The organism is Paraburkholderia sp. BGA-UO-ETr-F12 (assembly GCF_059567945.1).
The window spans coordinates 73995-91102 of the sequence record NZ_JCAQOZ010000063.1 but is presented as its reverse complement, the minus strand read 5'-3'; the positions used below and the strand labels follow the sequence as shown (position 1 = coordinate 91102).

The 17108-nt window shown below is 62.2% G+C and carries 15 protein-coding genes; 8 read left to right on the top strand and 7 right to left on the bottom strand.

Annotated elements, in window-relative coordinates:
* Window positions 1–64 precede the first annotated feature (64 nt).
* From lspA to AC57B6_RS31190, 3 genes are all read right to left on the bottom strand, one after another.
* Window positions 65–571, bottom strand: coding sequence for a signal peptidase II (gene lspA, locus AC57B6_RS31200; RefSeq protein ID WP_496422772.1), 507 nt, complete (start codon window positions 569–571; stop codon window positions 65–67).
* Window positions 571–3408 (bottom strand): isoleucine--tRNA ligase, encoded by a 2838-nt coding sequence (ileS, locus tag AC57B6_RS31195; protein ID WP_496422771.1) that lies wholly within the window; start codon window positions 3406–3408, stop codon window positions 571–573. Before ileS ends, lspA begins: the two co-directional genes overlap by 1 nt.
* A 169-nt stretch (window positions 3409–3577) precedes the next feature.
* The gene (locus AC57B6_RS31190) at window positions 3578–4573 is read right to left on the bottom strand and encodes a bifunctional riboflavin kinase/FAD synthetase (RefSeq protein ID WP_496422770.1); all 996 of its coding nucleotides are present in this window, start codon (window positions 4571–4573) and stop codon (window positions 3578–3580) included.
* A 118-nt stretch (window positions 4574–4691) separates the two neighbouring features.
* Between AC57B6_RS31190 and purN the strand changes: the two genes are divergently transcribed.
* The 6 genes from purN to nadC all read left to right on the top strand — a co-directional run bounded on the left by purN (window position 4692) and on the right by nadC (window position 11617).
* The gene (purN, locus tag AC57B6_RS31185) at window positions 4692–5345 is read left to right on the top strand and encodes a phosphoribosylglycinamide formyltransferase (protein ID WP_106352515.1); all 654 of its coding nucleotides are present in this window, start codon (window positions 4692–4694) and stop codon (window positions 5343–5345) included.
* A complete protein-coding gene (locus AC57B6_RS31180; RefSeq protein WP_030101144.1) occupies window positions 5342–6601 on the top strand; it encodes an RsmB/NOP family class I SAM-dependent RNA methyltransferase in 1260 nt (419 codons plus the stop codon). Before purN ends, AC57B6_RS31180 begins: the two co-directional genes overlap by 4 nt.
* A gap of 79 nt (window positions 6602–6680) precedes the next feature.
* Entirely contained in the window at window positions 6681–8036 is a 1356-nt protein-coding gene (locus AC57B6_RS31175; RefSeq protein ID WP_144192461.1) for a mechanosensitive ion channel family protein, read from the top strand.
* A gap of 203 nt (window positions 8037–8239) precedes the next feature.
* On the top strand, window positions 8240–9436 hold the full coding sequence (locus tag AC57B6_RS31170; protein ID WP_028197892.1) for a DesA family fatty acid desaturase: 1197 nt from the start codon (window positions 8240–8242) through the stop codon (window positions 9434–9436).
* Window positions 9437–9578: 142 nt separating this feature from the next.
* Window positions 9579–10718, top strand: a complete 1140-nt coding sequence (nadA, locus tag AC57B6_RS31165; protein ID WP_183796466.1) for a quinolinate synthase NadA — start codon at window positions 9579–9581, stop codon at window positions 10716–10718.
* Window positions 10718–11617: a carboxylating nicotinate-nucleotide diphosphorylase gene (gene nadC, locus AC57B6_RS31160; protein WP_046567950.1), complete on the top strand. Its 900-nt coding sequence runs from the start codon at window positions 10718–10720 to the stop codon at window positions 11615–11617. Before nadA ends, nadC begins: the two co-directional genes overlap by 1 nt.
* A gap of 81 nt (window positions 11618–11698) precedes the next feature.
* Here nadC and nadB read toward each other — a convergent pair whose 3' ends face one another.
* The 4 genes from nadB to radC all read right to left on the bottom strand — a co-directional run bounded on the left by nadB (window position 11699) and on the right by radC (window position 15052).
* On the bottom strand, window positions 11699–13297 hold the full coding sequence (nadB, locus tag AC57B6_RS31155; RefSeq protein WP_496422811.1) for an L-aspartate oxidase: 1599 nt from the start codon (window positions 13295–13297) through the stop codon (window positions 11699–11701).
* A 237-nt stretch (window positions 13298–13534) separates the two neighbouring features.
* On the bottom strand, window positions 13535–13702 hold the full coding sequence (gene rpmG, locus AC57B6_RS31150) for a 50S ribosomal protein L33 (RefSeq protein WP_007180630.1): 168 nt from the start codon (window positions 13700–13702) through the stop codon (window positions 13535–13537).
* A 10-nt stretch (window positions 13703–13712) separates the two neighbouring features.
* Entirely contained in the window at window positions 13713–13946 is a 234-nt protein-coding gene (rpmB, locus tag AC57B6_RS31145; RefSeq protein ID WP_007180631.1) for a 50S ribosomal protein L28, read from the bottom strand.
* Window positions 13947–14188: 242 nt separating this feature from the next.
* On the bottom strand, window positions 14189–15052 hold the full coding sequence (gene radC / locus AC57B6_RS31140) for a RadC family protein (protein WP_144192462.1): 864 nt from the start codon (window positions 15050–15052) through the stop codon (window positions 14189–14191).
* Between the two features lie 200 nt (window positions 15053–15252).
* Between radC and AC57B6_RS31135 the strand changes: the two genes are divergently transcribed.
* On the top strand, window positions 15253–15708 hold the full coding sequence (locus AC57B6_RS31135) for an FKBP-type peptidyl-prolyl cis-trans isomerase (RefSeq protein WP_028197887.1): 456 nt from the start codon (window positions 15253–15255) through the stop codon (window positions 15706–15708).
* Window positions 15709–15710: 2 nt separating this feature from the next.
* Window positions 15711–16670, top strand: coding sequence for a 4-hydroxy-3-methylbut-2-enyl diphosphate reductase (gene ispH / locus AC57B6_RS31130; protein WP_028197886.1), 960 nt, complete (start codon window positions 15711–15713; stop codon window positions 16668–16670).
* The last annotated feature ends 438 nt before the right edge of the window (window positions 16671–17108 follow it).

The following is a 17108-nucleotide window of genomic DNA, read 5'->3' as shown; positions in this document are numbered from 1 at the left end:
GCCTGGACCGCAAGCGGCCGCATAGGCGCGGCTCAGGCCGCCATGGCGACCCGTCAAACGCCGTTTAGCGCGAGCCGCGTACGCGCCGCAACTCGTCGAGCACGAGCAGGATCGCGCCGATCGTGATCGCGCTGTCGGCGAGATTGAACGCCGGCCAGTGCCATGCGCGCACGTGGAAATCGAGAAAGTCGATCACGTGGCCGTACGCGAGCCGGTCGATCACGTTGCCGAGCGCACCGCCGAGAATCAGCGAGAGCGCCGTGCAGAACATTTTCTGTCCGCCATGACGCTTGAGCAGATAGCAGATCACGAGCGCCGCAACCACGCCGAGCGCGGTGAAGGCCCAGCGCTGCCAGCCGCCCGCCATCGCGAGGAAGCTGAAGGCGGCGCCACGGTTGTACACGAGGATCACGTTGAAAAACGGCGTGACCTCATGCGGAACACCGTAGGCGAACACCTTCTGGATCGCGATCTTGGTGAGCTGATCGAACAGAATCACGATCAGCGCCACGCCAAGCCAAGGCGCCAGCGAGCTGTTTCCGGACGACGCTTTCGACACGGTTCTTGCCATTATGCCGCGCTCCTCGTTTCGCCGTTGCCGAACAGATTGCTGAAGCAGCGGCCGCACAAGGTGGGGTGCTCGGCGTTGGCGCCGACGTCCGCGCGATAGTGCCAGCAGCGCTCGCACTTCAGATACTTCGAGGCGATCACTTCGACGCTTTCGTCCGCTTCGCTGTCGACCTTCACGACGTTCGCCGCCGACGTGATCAGCACAAACTTGAGGTCGTCGCCGAGGCTTGTGAGCGCGTCATAACGCGCGCCGCTCGCCCGGATTTCGACTTCCGCCTGCAGCGACGAGCCGATCAGGTTCGCAACGCGTGCTTCTTCCAGCGCCTTGGTCACGTCGCTGCGCGCGGCGCGCAGCAGCGTCCACTTGTCGAGCAGTTCACCGGCTTGCGGCACGGCCGGGAACGCGTGATACGTCTCGGTGAAGATCGTTTCGCTGTTCGGCTGGAACACCTTCCACGCTTCTTCGGCGGTGAACGACATGAACGGCGCCATCAGACGCAGCAGGCCGTGCGCGATGTGATACAGCGCGGTCTGCGCCGAGCGGCGCGCGACGGAGTCTGCCGCGGTGGTGTACAGACGGTCTTTCAGCACGTCGAGATAGAAGCCGCCCAGGTCTTCCGAGCAGAACGTCTGCAGCTTGGCGACCACCGGGTGGAACTCGTACTTGTCGTAGTGCGAGAGGATGTCGTTCTGCAGATTCGCCGAGAGCGCGACCGCGTAACGATCGATCTCGAGCCAGTCTTCGACCGGCCGGGCGTGTTGCGCGAAGTCGAAGTCCGACAGGTTCGCGAGCAAAAAGCGCAGCGTGTTGCGGATGCGGCGATAGCTTTCCGTCACGCGCTTCAGGATTTCCTCGGAGATCGCCAGTTCGCCCGAGTAATCGGTCGAGGCGATCCACAGACGGATGATTTCCGCACCGAGGCGGTTCGCCACCTCGTGCGGGTCGATCCCGTTGCCGAGCGACTTGCTCATCTTGCGGCCTTCGCCGTCGACGGTGAAGCCGTGCGTGAGCAGCGCGTTATACGGCGGACGCCCGTCGAGCATCGACGCGGTCAGCAGCGACGAATGGAACCAGCCGCGATGCTGGTCCGAGCCTTCCAGATACAGGTCGGCCGGGAATTGCAGTTCGTCCTTATGCGAGCCGCGCAGCACGTGCCAATGCGTGGTGCCCGAATCGAACCAGACGTCGAGCGTGTCGCGGTTCTTTTCGTACATGTTGGCGTCGTCGCCGAGCAGTTCGCGCGGGTCGAGTGTTTGCCACGCTTCAACGCCGGCCTTCTCGACGCGTTGCGCGACTTCTTCGAGCAGCTCCAGCGTACGCGGATGCAGTTCGCCGGTTTCCTTGTGCACGAAGAACGCCATCGGCACGCCCCATTGGCGCTGACGCGACAGCGTCCAGTCCGGGCGATTCGCGATCATGCTGAACAGGCGCTGTTTGCCCCACGCCGGATAGAAGGCGGTGTTCTCGATGCCTTCGAGCGCGGTTTCGCGCAGCGTCTTGTCGGAGTCGTTCGGCTTCACATCCATGCCGGCGAACCATTGCGAGGTTGCGCGGTAGATGATCGGCGTCTTGTGGCGCCAGCAATGCATGTAGCTGTGCCGGTAGTTCTCGGTGCGCATCAGCGAGCCGGCGGCCCGCAGGGCTTCGACGATCTGCGGATTGGCCGCCCAGATCGACAGGCCGCCGAACAGCGCGAGCGATTCGATGTAACGGCCGTCGCCCATCACCGGGTTGATGATGTCGGAATCGGCCATGCCGTGTGCCTTGCAGGACACGAAGTCTTCCACGCCGTAGGCCGGCGACGAGTGGACGACACCCGTACCCGATTCAGTCGTCACGTAGTCGCCGAGATAAACCGGCGCCGTGCGCTTGTAGGCCGGATGCGCGGCTGCAAGCGGATGATTGAAGCGCAGGTTGACGAGCTTCGCGCCCGGCGCGGTTGCGATGACCGTGCCTTCCAGTTCGTACTGTTTCAGGCACGCTTCCACACGCTCTTCGGCGAGGATCAGCAAGCCGCGCGGCGTATCGACCAGCGCGTAGACGATTTCCGGATGCAGGTTCAGCGCCTGGTTGGCGGGGATGGTCCACGGCGTGGTGGTCCAGATCACGATGCCGCCTTCGTTGCGCGGCAGTGCTTTGAGGCCGAAGGCCTGCGCGGTCTTTTCCGGTTCGGCGAAGCTGAACAGCACGTCGATGGTCGGATCGGTCTTGTCCGCGTATTCGACTTCCGCTTCGGCCAGCGCCGAGCCGCAGTCGAAACACCAGTTGACCGGCTTCAGGCCGCGGAACACGTAGCCCTTTTCCATGATCTTCGCGAGCGCGCGGATTTCGCCGGCTTCGTTCGTGAAGTTCATCGTCTTGTACGGGTTGTCCCAGTCACCGAGCACGCCGAGACGGCGGAAGCCGACCTTCTGCTTTTCGATCTGCTCGGTCGCGTAGGCGCGCGCCTTCTGCATCACTTCAGCGGCCGGCAGCGACTTGCCGAACTGTTTTTCGATCTGGATTTCGATCGGCATGCCGTGGCAATCCCAGCCCGGCACGTAGACCGCGTCGAAGCCCGCCATATTGCGCGCCTTGACGATCATATCCTTGAGAATCTTGTTCACCGCGTGGCCGAGGTGGATGTCGCCGTTCGCATACGGCGGGCCGTCGTGCAGGATGAACTTCTTGCGGCCCTTGGAGGCGGCGCGGATCTTTTCGTAGACCTTGCGTTCCTGCCACTCCTTGACCCATTGCGGCTCGCGCTTGGGCAGGTCGCCACGCATCGGGAAGGGCGTGTCGAGCAGGTTGACCGGGTAGCGTGACTGCGGTTTCGAATCGGCTTTCTTGTTGCTCATGATGAGGTCGCGGTGAATTCTTTCTAAGCGCAGCGAGGCTGCGGTATGCGCACGAAGCGCAGGGCGTGGGGCGCGCCCGGCAGGCATGTCGCGTAATCCACGGACGCCCTTCGATGCGCGCAGCGGTGGGTACATGCAGCACTCAGCGCGCTTGCATGTACCGCGGCGGCTATCTAATTCGGTCGGTGGCCGAGGTGGCGAAACCAGTGGAACGGCTGCCCGGCGTGCCGGCGCCGACGGCCGCGAACCACGCGCGCGCATTGGCGACATCGCGCGCGATGGCGGCGGTCAGCGTTTCGAGGTCGACGTATTTCTCCTCGTCGCGCAGCTTTTTCAGGAATTCGACGCGCACGAGTTTGCCATACGCGTCGCCGTGCCAGTCGAGCAGATGCACTTCGAGCAGCACGCGGCCGGAATCGTCGACGGTCGGGCGCAAGCCGAGGCTCGCGACGCCGGGCAACGGCTCATCAGCCACGCCATGCACGCGCACCACGAAAATACCGGACAGCGCCGGACGCTTGTGGGCGATCGCCAGATTGAGCGTGGGGAAACCAAGGTCGCGGCCAAGCTTCATGCCGTGCACGACGTGCCCGCTGAGCAGGTAATCGCGGCCCAGCGCGGCACGCGCGGCGTCGAGATCGCCCGCCACCAGTGCCGCGCGCACGCCCGAGCTGGAAATGCGCGCGCCGGACGGATCGGCCACCGTGGCCATCTGCTCGACTTCGAAGCCGTGCTGTTGGCCAGCGGCCTTGAGCGACGCGAAATCGCCCGCGCGTTTGGCGCCATAGCGGAAGTCGTCGCCGATCATGACCCAGCGGGCATGCAGCCCGTTGACGATGATCCGCTCGACAAACGCATCCGGCGACTGGCTCGCGAAGGTGTGATTGAAATGCTCGACCACCACCCGGTCGACACCGTTGGTGCGCAGCGCCTCGAGCTTGTCGCGCAACATGGCGATGCGGGGCGGCGCACCGGCCGGGTTGAAGAATTCGCGCGGGTGCGGCTCGAAGGTCATCACGCAGACGGGCAGGCCGCGTGCATCGGCTGCGGCCCGGACGTGGGCGAGCAAAGCCTGATGGCCGCGGTGGACACCGTCGAAGTTGCCGATGGTCAGTGCGCAGGGCGCACGGCTTTCAGCATTGGGAAGACCGCGGAAGACTCTCACGATAGCGGGTTTAAGGTAGGGCGGCCGAGGTGCCGCAAAACAAACGATTATAAACGCTCAGCGCACGAGACGGCGGCGCGTCGCCGTTTCAGTGTCCCCCGAATGATAAAATCCGCGGATGAAAAAACTCGTCATCCTGATTTCCGGACGGGGAAGCAACATGGAAGCGATCGTTCGCGCCTGCGCGGACGAGGGCTGGCCGGCGCAAGTCGCCGCCGTGATTGCCAACCGTCCTGACGCCGCGGGCCTTGCGTTCGCGGCGTCGCACGGCATTGCCACGGCGGTGGTCGATCACCGCCAGTTTCCCGATCGCGAGAGCTTCGACGCCGCGCTGGCGCGCCAAATCGACAGCTTCGCGCCCGACCTGGTGGTGCTCGCCGGCTTCATGCGAGTGCTCACCGCCGGTTTCGTCGACCGCTACGCCGGGCGCATGCTGAACGTGCATCCGTCGCTGCTGCCGAGCTTTCCCGGCCTGAAAACCCATCAACAGGCGCTGGACGCCGGCGTGCGGCTGCACGGCGCGTCGGTGCATTTTGTCACGTCGCAGCTGGATCACGGGCCGATCGTCGCGCAGGCGGCAGTCCCCGTTGAGGCTGGCGACACCCCCGCCATGCTCGCGGAACGCGTGCTGGCAACCGAACACATTATCTATCCACGCGCGGTGCGCTGGTTCGTCGAAGGGCGTCTTGCCCTCGACGGCTTGCGTGTCACGCTTACGCCGCCGGAGCCGCAATGGCTCTTTGCCGGTCACACCGCCGGAGAGGGCGCATGAGATTGCATGGTTTTTTGATTGGACAAACCGAGACTTTGCTGGCTGAAGTCCTGAAACTGAACGGCCCGGCCGACGCCACGACGAGCCGCTTTTTCCGCGCGCATCCGAAGCTCGGGCACGGCGAGCGCGGCGTGATTGCCGAGGCGGTTTTCGCCGTGCTGCGTCGCCGGATGGAGTTCGCTCACCTGGCCGAAGGCGGCGCCGGCAGCCCGGCGCGCCGCATGGCCTTGCTGGGATTGATGCAGACGGCCGGCCGCACGGCCCTCAAGCCGTTCTTGTCGGAGACCGAATCGCACTGGCTCGAACACGTCGCGAAGATCGATCCGGAAAGCCTGCCGCTGCGGATTCGCCTGAATCTGCCCGACTGGATCTACCAGGCGCTCTCCAAGCGTTTCGAACCCGCGGAACTGGCGCAACTGGCCGCCGCGCTGAACTACCCGGCGCCGCTGGACCTGCGCGCGAACCCGATCAAGGCAAGCCGCGACGACGTGCTGAACGCGTTGTCGAAGGCCGGCATCGAGGGGGGCGCGACGCCTTTCGCGCCGTTTGGCGTGCGGGTGGTCGGCAAGCCGCCGCTCACCAAGCTCGACGCGTTCCAGCACGGCTGGGTTGAGGTTCAGGACGAAGGCAGCCAGTTGCTGTGCTCGCTGGTCGCGCCCAAGCGTGGCGAGATGATCGTCGACTTCTGCGCGGGCGCAGGCGGCAAGACGCTGGCGCTGGGCGCGGCTATGCGCTCTACCGGGCGTCTGTACGCCTTCGACATTTCCGAGCGGCGTTTGGCCAAACTCAAACCGCGCCTTGCGCGCAGCGGGTTGTCGAACGTGAACCCGGTGCTGATCGACAGTGAGCACGACAGCAAGATCAAGCGTCTGGCCGGCAAGATCGACCGCGTGCTGGTCGACGCGCCGTGCAGCGGCCTGGGAACATTGCGCCGCAATCCTGACCTGAAATGGCGGCAGTCGCCGGAATCGGTCGCTGAACTGGCGCCGAAGCAACTGTCGATTCTGACCAGCGCCTCACGTCTGGTGAAGAAGGGCGGCCGTCTCGTCTACGCGACCTGCTCGATTCTAGAAGCGGAAAACGAAGCCATCGTGCAGCAGTTCCTCGCTGAGCACCCGGACTTCGCGCTGGTGCCGGCGCGCGATGTGCTCGCCGAGCAGCGTATCGAGCTGGAAATGGGCGATTACCTGTCGCTGTGGCCGCACCGTCACGCAACCGACGGCTTCTTCGCCGCCGTGCTGGAACGTCAGAGCTAAGCCAACCGCAGCAAGCTATCTGCCGGTGCGGCCGGGTTCTTTTCCTGAACCCGGCCGCACCGGCGATTTCGGCGACATCATGCTAAACCGCATTTTTCCTCACATGTTTGGCGACCTCGCGCGCGACTTTGGGCAACCGGTCATGCTGTGGCAGGTCGGCGTGCTGCTTGGCACGCTCGCCGTCGCATGGCTGCTCGCGCGCTTCTTGCGCCGTGCGCTCGATCTGCGGCGCCAGACGCGCTACCAGACCCTGCGATTCGGCGCGGAAAGCCTGAACCGTGCATTCTTTCCGCTGATCGGTGCAGCGCTCGTCTGGCTCGCGCAGGCGATCACCGGCCAGTTCATGCACACCGCGCTGCTCGATCTGGCGCTGGTGCCGCTGTTCGGTATCGGCCTGATTTACATCGTATTTTTCTTCGCGCGGCGCGTTTTCAGCCAGGACGGCGCGAATCATCCGTGGCTGTTCCTTGTCGAGAAGATCGTCTCGCTGGTGGTTTGGGTCGGCATGATCCTCACCGTGATGGGCATTCAGGACGACGTGATCGCCTGGATGGGCAGCGTGCGCTTCAGGGTTGCGAATGCGCACATGACGCTGCTCTCGCTCACTACGGGCCTCCTGTGGGTGTGCGTGACGATGATCGTCGCGATGTGGCTCGGCGCCACGTTCGAAGATCGCCTGATGCGCTCAAAGACGCTCGACGCCAACCTCAAGGTGGTAGTGGCGCGCGTCGGCCGCGCGGCGTTCGTGCTGGCGGCAATCCTGATCAGCCTGTCGCTGGTCGGTATCGACATCACCGTGCTGGGGGTGTTCGGCGGCGCGCTGGGTGTGGGGCTCGGGTTCGGGCTGCAGAAGATCGCCAGCAATTACGTCTCGGGATTCATCATTCTGATCGACCGCTCGCTGCGCATCGGCGACACGATCAACGTCAGCGGCCTGCAGGGCATGGTCACGCAGATCCGCACGCGCTATACGGTCGTGCGCGGGCTCGACGGCATCGAAACGTTGATTCCGAACGAAAAGCTGATTACGGACGTGGTGCAGAATCAGTCCTCCTATTTGACGCGCGGTTACGCCAAGGTAGCCGTGCAGGTGGCCTATACCTGCGACGTCGAGCAGGCGATGACGTTGCTCGCCCAAGCGGCGCAGGGCGTTGCGCGCGTATTGCAGGAACCGGCGCCTACGCCTTACCTGGTGGGCTTCGGTGCCGACGGCATCAATCTCGAACTGGGTTTCTGGATCGAAGATGCGGCGACGGGCACTTCAGGCGTGCGCTCGGCCGTCAATCGCAATATCTGGCGTCTGTTCTCCGAGCACGACATCTCGATTCCCTTCGCGCAACGCGAAGTGCGAATCGTCGGCAACGTCAGCGACGCCATGCCGCAAGTGGTAAAAATGACCGCTGCGGCGGCCAATCAGCCCGACAGCGCCCGTTGACGGGCATTTCGAACCCGTCGGACAGTGAAAAAACCACTTTCCGGCGCGTTCAATCCGTTGATGCCGCACAAAAAATCCCTATTTGTTACAAACACTTGGAACGCTTCAAGTAGAATATCGTCCAATCCCGTTGTATGCTTTCACTTTCTTGACACACGTATTTTGCGTGTGTCCGGCGTCTCTTGTTCCACAGGTAAATTGCCTTGTTGAATTCCTTGCTCGATTTCCTTGCCCACGGGCTGTTGCACTTCTCGTGGTGGCAACTTGTGCTGTACACGCTAATCGCGACGCACATCACGATCATTGGCGTAACGGTCTATCTGCATCGCTGCCAGGCGCACCGCGCATTGGAGCTGCATCCGATCGTCAGTCATTTTTTCCGCTTCTGGCTGTGGATGACCACTGGCATGCTGACCGGCCAGTGGGCCGCGATTCACCGTAAGCACCACGCCAAGTGCGAGACCGAAGAGGATCCGCACAGCCCGCAAACGCGTGGCATCTGGAAGGTGCTGCTCGAAGGCGCAGAGCTGTATCGCACCGAAGCCAAGAATGAAGAAACCATGCGCAAATTCAGTCACGGCACGCCGAACGACTGGATGGAGCGCAACGTCTACACCAAGTACCCGATTCTCGGCGTGAGCCTGATGATGGTGCTGAACGTCGCGCTGTTCGGCGTCGTCGGTTTGACCATCTGGGCTGTGCAGATGGTATGGATTCCGTTCTGGGCGGCCGGTGTGGTGAACGGTCTTGCGCACTGGTGGGGTTACCGCAACTTCAACTCGTCGGATGCCAGCACGAACATCTTCCCGTGGGGCATCATCATCGGCGGTGAAGAGCTGCATAACAATCACCACACGTATGCCACGTCGGCCAAGCTGTCGAACAAGTGGTACGAGTTCGATATCGGCTGGATGTACATCCGCATCATGTCTGCGTTCCGTCTGGCCAAGGTGAAGAAGATTGCGCCTACGCCGCGTCTGACCACCGGCAAGCTGGTGCTCGATCAGGACACGCTGCAAGCCGTGCTGGCAAACCGCTACGAAGTGATGGCGCGTTACGGCAAGGCGCTCAAGCGTGCCTATCGTCAGGAATTGGCGCATCTGAAGGAAGTGGGCGCGCGCGAGAAGTATCAGGTCATGCGTGGTGCGCGCAGCTGGTTCCACAAGGAAGAGGCGGGTCTCGACGAGCCGCAGAAGCGTCAGTTGCCGCAGATTTTCGCGAATAGCCAGAAGCTCAAGACCTACATCGATATGCGCAATGAACTCGCGGCAATGTGGGAACGCTCCAATGCGTCGCGCGATCAACTGCTGATTCAGTTGCAAGACTGGTGTCATCGCGCTGAGCAGAGCGGTATTAAAGCGCTGCAGGAATTCGCGATGCGTCTGCGTCGCTATGCTTGATCGTATGCCTGACCGCGAAATCCATTAAAATTTCGTTACGTCACAAAACCCCGCGTTGGCGGGGTTTTGCTTTTTGGGCCGCGGTAATTTCAACGACACGCGATTGAAAGGCCGCGGCGGCAGCGCGAGGGCAGAGGAGATCATGGATCAGCAGGCGATCAGGGCCGTCGAATACGATCGGCCACAGGCGCAGGGCATGACCTGCGGGATCGGGCAGGCGTGGGCGAAGGTGCCCGATACGCCGTCGGCGGAGCAAAGGGTGGCGCTGAAGGAGCGCATCCGCGGGTTGCTTAAGCGCGAAAAGGCCGTGCTCGTCGCCCATTACTATGTCGACGCGGATCTGCAGGAACTCGCCGACGAGACCGGCGGCTGCGTAGCCGATTCGCTGGAAATGGCCCGTTTCGGCCGCGATCATGACGCGCAAACGCTGGTGGTGGCGGGCGTGCGCTTCATGGGCGAGACCGCGAAAATCCTGAGTCCGGACAAGCGCATTCTGATGCCCGATCTCGACGCGACCTGTTCCCTCGACCTGGGCTGTCCAGTCGATGAATTCTCGGCCTTCTGTGACGCTCACCCGGATCGCACAGTGGTCGTGTACGCGAACACCAGCGCGGCGGTCAAGGCTCGTGCGGACTGGATGGTGACGTCGTCGATCGGGCTGGAGATCGTTGCCGATCTGCACGCACGCGGCGAGAAGATCATCTGGGCGCCGGATCGGCATCTTGGCGGCTATATCCAAAGTAAGACCGGCGCGGACATGCTGTTGTGGCAGGGCTCGTGTCTCGTGCACGACGAATTCAAGGGCATCGAACTCGATCTGTTGCGCGCCGAATATCCGGGCGCGAAAGTGCTGGTGCACCCGGAGTCGCCGGCTAACGTGGTCGCGCAGGCGGACGTGGTGGGTTCGACAACCCAGTTGATCGACGCCGCCCAGAAACTCGACGCAACGCATTTCATCGTGGCGACCGATCTCGGCATTCTGCACAAGATGCAGCTTGCCGCACCTGGCAAGACCTTGATTGCCGCGCCTACGGCCGGCAACAGCGCGACCTGCAAGAGTTGCGCGCATTGCCCGTGGATGGCGATGAACGGCCTGGCCAATCTGGCCGACGTGCTCGAGCGCGGCCACAACGAGATCTTCGTCGACCGGGTCATTGGCGAGCGTGCGCGCTTGCCAATCGACCGGATGCTCGACTTCGCGGCGCGTCACAAAAAGCGCGTGCAGGCCAGCGGCGATCTCTCGCGCGACGGGCAACTGTATTCAAACGTGGGAGCGGCGTAATGGGGGCGGTGGAACACAATCAGATCGAGGCGGTGTCGCCGCTGTTCGCGGAGATCCAGGCCCAGTACGGCGCCGCATTCGATGCTGCGTTGGCACGCAATGTCGCTGATGCGCTGGCCGAGGATGTTGGCGCTGGTGACCAGACCGGCCGCCTCGTCCCCGCGGACGACATGCGTGATGCACGCATCATTGTGCGCGAAGATGCCGTGCTATGTGGTGTGCCCTGGTTCAACGCGGTGATGCGTCAGGTCGATCCGCGCATCGACTTGCGGTGGCGTTATCGCGAGGGCGATCGGATGACGGCGGATACGCCGGTGTGCGAACTACATGGTCCTGTCCGTGCGCTACTGACCGGCGAACGCAATGCGCTGAATTTCCTGCAATTGCTGTCGGGCGTGGCGAGCGCGACGCGCCGCTATGTCGACGCCATTGCTCACACCCAGACGCGTGTTCTCGATACACGTAAGACTTTGCCGGGCTTGCGGCTCGCGCAGAAGTACGCTGTGCGCGTGGGCGGCGGCGCGAACCAGCGGCTGGCGTTGTACGACGGCATTCTGATCAAGGAAAACCACATCGCCGCAGCGGGCGGCGTTGGTGCCGCGATGGATGCGGCGCTGGCGCTGAACGCCGGCGTGTCGATCCAGATCGAAGTCGAAACGCTGGCGCAATTGGAAATCGCGTTGGCGCACCGCGCGCAATCCATTCTGCTGGACAACTTTTCGTTCGACGCAATGCGTGACGCCGTGCGCATCACCGCAGGCCGGGCGGTGCTCGAGGTGTCTGGCGGGGTGAACTTCGACACAGTGCGGACCATCGCTGAAACTGGCGTTGATCGCGTGTCGATTGGTGCGCTGACCAAAGATGTCCGCGCTACGGATTACTCGATGCGGATTGTCTGAGCCGCGCGCTTGAACGTTCGCGATTCGTGAAAAGGCCATCGCCGGCGCCCGGCGATGGCCTTTTCACTACCGCTTCAGAAATCACACGTTGCGGTTACGCACATGCTCTGGCGACAGCACGGTCGGCAACGCTTTAGGCAGCGTGGTCGGCCAATCGCGGCTGAAATGCAGGCCGCGGCTCTCACGTCGCGAGCGAGCGCCCTCAACAATCAACGACGCCACGTCGACCAGGTTGCGCAGCTCAAGCAAATCGCGGCTCACTTTGAAATTCGCGTAGTACTCGTGGATCTCGTCGCGCAGCAGCGCAAGCCGATGTTTGGCTCGCATAAGCCGCTTGTCTGTGCGCACGATGCCCACATAGTTCCACATCAGGCGGCGCAACTCATCCCAGTTGTGCGCGACCACCACTTCTTCGTCCGGATCGGACACGCGGCTTTCATCCCAGTCCGGCAGCGGCGCGTGGACAGCGGCGCTGAAGCCTTCTTCCTCAATAGCCTGCGCGGCGGAACGTCCGATCACGAGGCATTCGAGCAGGGAATTGCTGGCAAGTCGGTTCGCGCCGTGCAGGCCGGTGCAGGACGTTTCACCCACTGCGTAGAGACCTGCGAGATCAGTGCGGCCAGTTAGATCGGTCACGACACCGCCGCACGTGTAGTGCGCGGCGGGCACAACCGGAATCGGCTCCTTGGTGATGTCGATGCCGAATTCGAGGCAGCGGGCCAGAATTGTCGGGAAGTGTTCGCGCAGGAATTCGGGCGATTGATGGCTGATGTCGAGATACACGCAATCAATGCCGCGTTTCTTTATCTCGAAGTCGATCGCACGCGCGACGATGTCGCGCGGCGCGAGTTCGGCGCGTTCGTCGTGGTTAGGCATGAAGCGCGTGCCGTCGGGCAGCTTCAGGATGCCGCCTTCGCCGCGCACTGCTTCCGAGATCAGGAAGGACTTTGCATAGGGATGGAACAGGCAGGTCGGATGGAACTGGATGAACTCCATGTTCGACACGCGGCAGCCGGCGCGCCAGGCCATTGCGATACCGTCGCCGGTCGCGGTGTCGGGGTTGGTGGTGTACAGATAGACCTTGCCGGCGCCGCCAGTGGCGAGCACGGTATGCGGCGCTTCGATGGTCACGGTGCGGCCGCTTTGCAGATCGAGTGCGTATAAACCGTGGCAGCGACGTCCAGGCAACCCGAGACGGTCGGACGTGATCAGGTCGATCGCGTAGTGGTCTTCGAGCAACGTGATGTTGGGATGGCGGCGCACCCGCTCGCTGAGCGTGGCGACTACGGCATGACCCGTTGCATCCGCGGCGTGAATGATCCGGCGATGGCTGTGGCCGCCTTCGCGTGTCAGGTGAAAGCCAAGTTCGGCGGCGTCGTCTTTGGTGAATGGCACGCCTTGCTCGATCAGCCATTCGATTGCGGCGCGCCCATGTTCGACGATAAAGTGGGTTGCCGCCTCGTCGCACAAACCGCCCCCGGCGATCAGTGTGTCGCTCACGTGGTTTTCGATGCTGTCCGCCGAATCCAGTACGGCGGCGATCCCGCCTTGCGCCCAATCGCTTGCGCCTTCGGTCATCGATCGCTTGGCGACCACCGCAACCCGACGGGTCTGCGCAAGATTGAGCGCGACGCTCAAACCTGCCAGACCGCTACCGACAATCGCTACATCGAATTCCATCGCCCGCATCTCCGCTCTCGTTTTTGCCATGACAGCATGCCTTTCGCATGCCGCTAAAACGAGAAAGGATACGCGCCGCAGCGGGTGAGGGAAAGCTGGCCGAACGGGATAAGACTGTCCTGGTGGGTATGGGGCAGTTAAATAGCGCGAAAGCGGGACATGGAAAATAAAAAAGCCCCGCATGAATGCGAGGCTTTTTTGCAAATCTGTTTGCCTTCGTCAGGCAGGAACCAAGATTTATTTAATCTTGGTTTCCTTGTACTCAACGTGCTTACGGACGACCGGATCAAATTTCTTGATCAGCATCTTTTCCGGCATGTTGCGTTTGTTCTTCGTCGTCGTGTAGAAGTGACCCGTGCCTGCGGTCGATTCCAGCTTGATCTTGTCGCGTGCGCCTTTCGCCATGATTTACTCCTTAGGCTTCACCGCGTGCGCGCAGATCTGCGAGCACAGCGTCGATACCGTTCTTGTCGATCAGGCGCAGGCCGGCGTTCGAAACGCGCAGACGCACCCAACGGTTTTCGCTTTCCACCCAAATACGGCGGTTTTGCAGGTTCGGCAGGAACCGGCGCTTGGTTTTGTTGTTCGCGTGGGAAACGTTGTTGCCGCTCATCGGCGCTTTCCCAGTTACTTGGCATACGCGTGCCATGAGAGCACTCCTAATACGCTAATTCTGAGTTCGAACGCCGTGAAAGTTTCCCGAAAAGAGCCGCGCTTGAGAGTTTATGGAAACTCGAGGCACGTTTCCTTTCCGGAACGCCTTGGTGGCTTCGGAACAGGGGGTTGGAAATAGGCAAACCGGAATTCTAGCAGAAAAAAAGCCGCAAAATCAAACCTTATTTGCGATGCCGAACACGGCGAGAGGTCGCCGCGGCCCAGGTTCAGGCCATTTCAGGGCCAGCCGGCATGGGCAAACGAGTAGGTAGTGTCGGCGCCGATCACCAAATGATCGATCAGCCGCACGTCGATCAGAGCAAGCGCGTCGCGCAGCGTATGCGTCAGGCGGCAGTCGCTCGCACTCGGCTGAACGGCGCCGGAAGGGTGATTATGCGCGACGATCAGGCTGGCGGCATTCAGACTCAACGCGCGCCGGACGATCTCGCGTGGGTAGACCGCCATGCGCGTCAGCGTGCCGCGTGCGCTTTCTTCGCAACGGATCAGCCGATGCCGGGCGTCGAGAAAGAGCGACACGAAGACCTCTTGCGCCTTGCCGCCTATATAGAGGCGCAGATAGTCCTTCACGGCCTCAGGCGAGTTCATCAGCACACGGTCACGCATTTTATCGACCAGCGAGCGCCGCGCCATCTCCATGATGGCGAGCAACTGCGCCTTTTTGGCCGGCCCGATGCCGCGCAGGCCGTCGAAGTCCGAGTAGGTTGCGTCGAGCATGGCGCGCAGCGAGCCGAAGCGGTCGAGCAGGGTGCGCGCGACATTGAATACATCGTGGCCGGGCAGGCCTGAGCCGAGCACGAGCACGATCATTTCGGTGTCGGATAGCACGCCCGGTCCTTGCTCGATCAGCCGTTCGCGCGGCATGTCGTGTTTAAGCCATTTGCCGCGTACGAGCCGCTGGGGTGCGGATTTGCCGATGTTCGCCGCGGCCTTGGCGATGCGAGCGCCAGGACCGGCGGCGGTACTGGTGGCGCTATCAACTGCGGCGCAAGCGCGCGGTGACGCCCGCGCCGGCGCCGCGCCGGGCTCCGGCAGCCTTGCCTCGGGTGGCGCTTTGTCTATCGTGCAGGCGTAATCAGCCATATCAGGTACACATCCTCCAGTTCGCTTTGGGGCGGCGCGCGGTGCCCGGCCGCGCCGCGATGCGTGCGACGGACCCAAGCCGCCGCCCGCTATGTGGCTTACAATAGGCGCTTTGCGCACGGCACCCCGACGGTTTGCCACACGCGTCGACTGCGCCCGCGGCGCACGCGTGCAGCGCGCTTCGACTGAGCGAGCATTGCATGAGCATCATCGACATTTCCGAAGTGAAACCCGGTTCACATGTGACGCTTCACTACCGGCTTTCCCTTGCCGATGGCGCCGAAGTCATCAATACGTTTACCGACAGGCCGGCCACGCTGCTGCTCGGTGCGGGTCAACTGGCGCCGCCGCTGGAACATATTCTGCTGGGTTTGAAGGTGGGCCACCACTCGACCTTTCAGCTAACGCCGGAGCAGGCATTCGGCCCGCGCAATCCGGAGCTGATCCAGCGGGTCTCACTGGCCACGCTGCGTGAAAACAGCATGATCGGCGAGGATTTTTCGCCGGGTGATCTGGTCGAATTCAACGCGCCGGGCGGCGGCCGCTATGCCGGCGTCCTGAAAGAAGTGGGCGAAACGTCGGCGCTGTTCGATTTCAACCATCCGCTTGCCGGCCAGACGCTGGCGTTTGAAGTGAAAATCATCGGGATTCTGTAAACATGAGCATCACGGATACGACTCTTGCCGAAGCCGAAATCCTGCTGGCGCAACCGCGCGGGTTCTGTGCCGGCGTCGATCGGGCCATTGAGATCGTTGAGCGGGCCATCAAGTTGCACGGCTCGCCGATCTACGTGCGCCACGAAATCGTCCATAACGCCTATGTCGTCGAGGATTTGCGCAAGAAGGGCGCGATTTTCATCGAACAACTGGAAGAGGTGCCGGCCGGCAATACCGTCATTTTCAGCGCGCATGGCGTGTCGAAAGCGGTGCGCTCGGAAGCCGAATCGCGCGGCCTGCGCGTGTACGACGCCACTTGTCCGCTCGTCACCAAGGTGCACATTGAAGTCGCGAAAATGCGCCAGGACGGCTTCGATATCGTGATGATCGGCCACAAGGGTCACCCGGAAGTCGAGGGCACGATGGGGCAGGCGGGCGAGGGCATGCATCTGGTGGAAGACATCAAGGATGTGCAGGCGCTGCAACTGGCCGACCCCGAACGGATCGCGTTCGTGACGCAAACCACTCTGTCGGTCGACGATGCGGCTGAGATCATCGGCGCCCTGAAGTCGAAGTACCCGGCGATCCGCGAACCGAAGAAGCAGGACATCTGCTACGCCACGCAGAACCGTCAGGACGCGGTCAAGTTCATGGCGCCGCAATGCGACGTGGTGATCGTAGTCGGCAGCCCGAATAGTTCGAATTCCAACCGCTTGCGCGAACTGGCCGAAAAGCTCGGCGTGCCGTCTTATATGGTGGACTCGCCGGATCAGATCGATCCGGTCTGGGTCGAAGGCAAGCGCCGGATCGGCGTGACGGCGGGCGCTTCGGCGCCGGAAGCACTGGCACAAGCGGTGATTGGCCGTTTGCATGAGCTCGGTGTGCGCAACGTGCGCGCGCTTGAAGGTATCGAAGAAAACATCGCGTTTCCGCTGCCGCGCGGGCTGGGTTTGCCTGCCTGACGATTAGCCGACGTTTCTGAAAGAAAGGCGCGCCCAAGGGCGCGCTTTTTTTTCGTCCGCAGATTCATGAGGTGGTGGAAATAAAGTGCCAGAACACAGGTCCGAGCCTTTTTACGTGTGTTTCCACGCGAATTCTTTTGAACTGCGATTTGGCATTTAATCGTTTTTCGACAGATGTGACCCCGTTTAAATCCAGCGAAACGCGTTGCGGCGATTTTTGACGCACTAAAATAGTGCGTGTATCCCGGTATCAATGGAAACGTAATACTTAACGCGGACCACCGTGTAACCGGGGATCGGGCTAATTCGCTGCAACACTTGATGCCATTGGGCGCGACGGTGGTGCAACTGGTGCACGAAAATTAGTCGCAACCCGGTTGCGCCTGTCGCTGGATTTCTCTCTCAAAATAAGGTTGCAATGCAGGAAAACCCCACCGT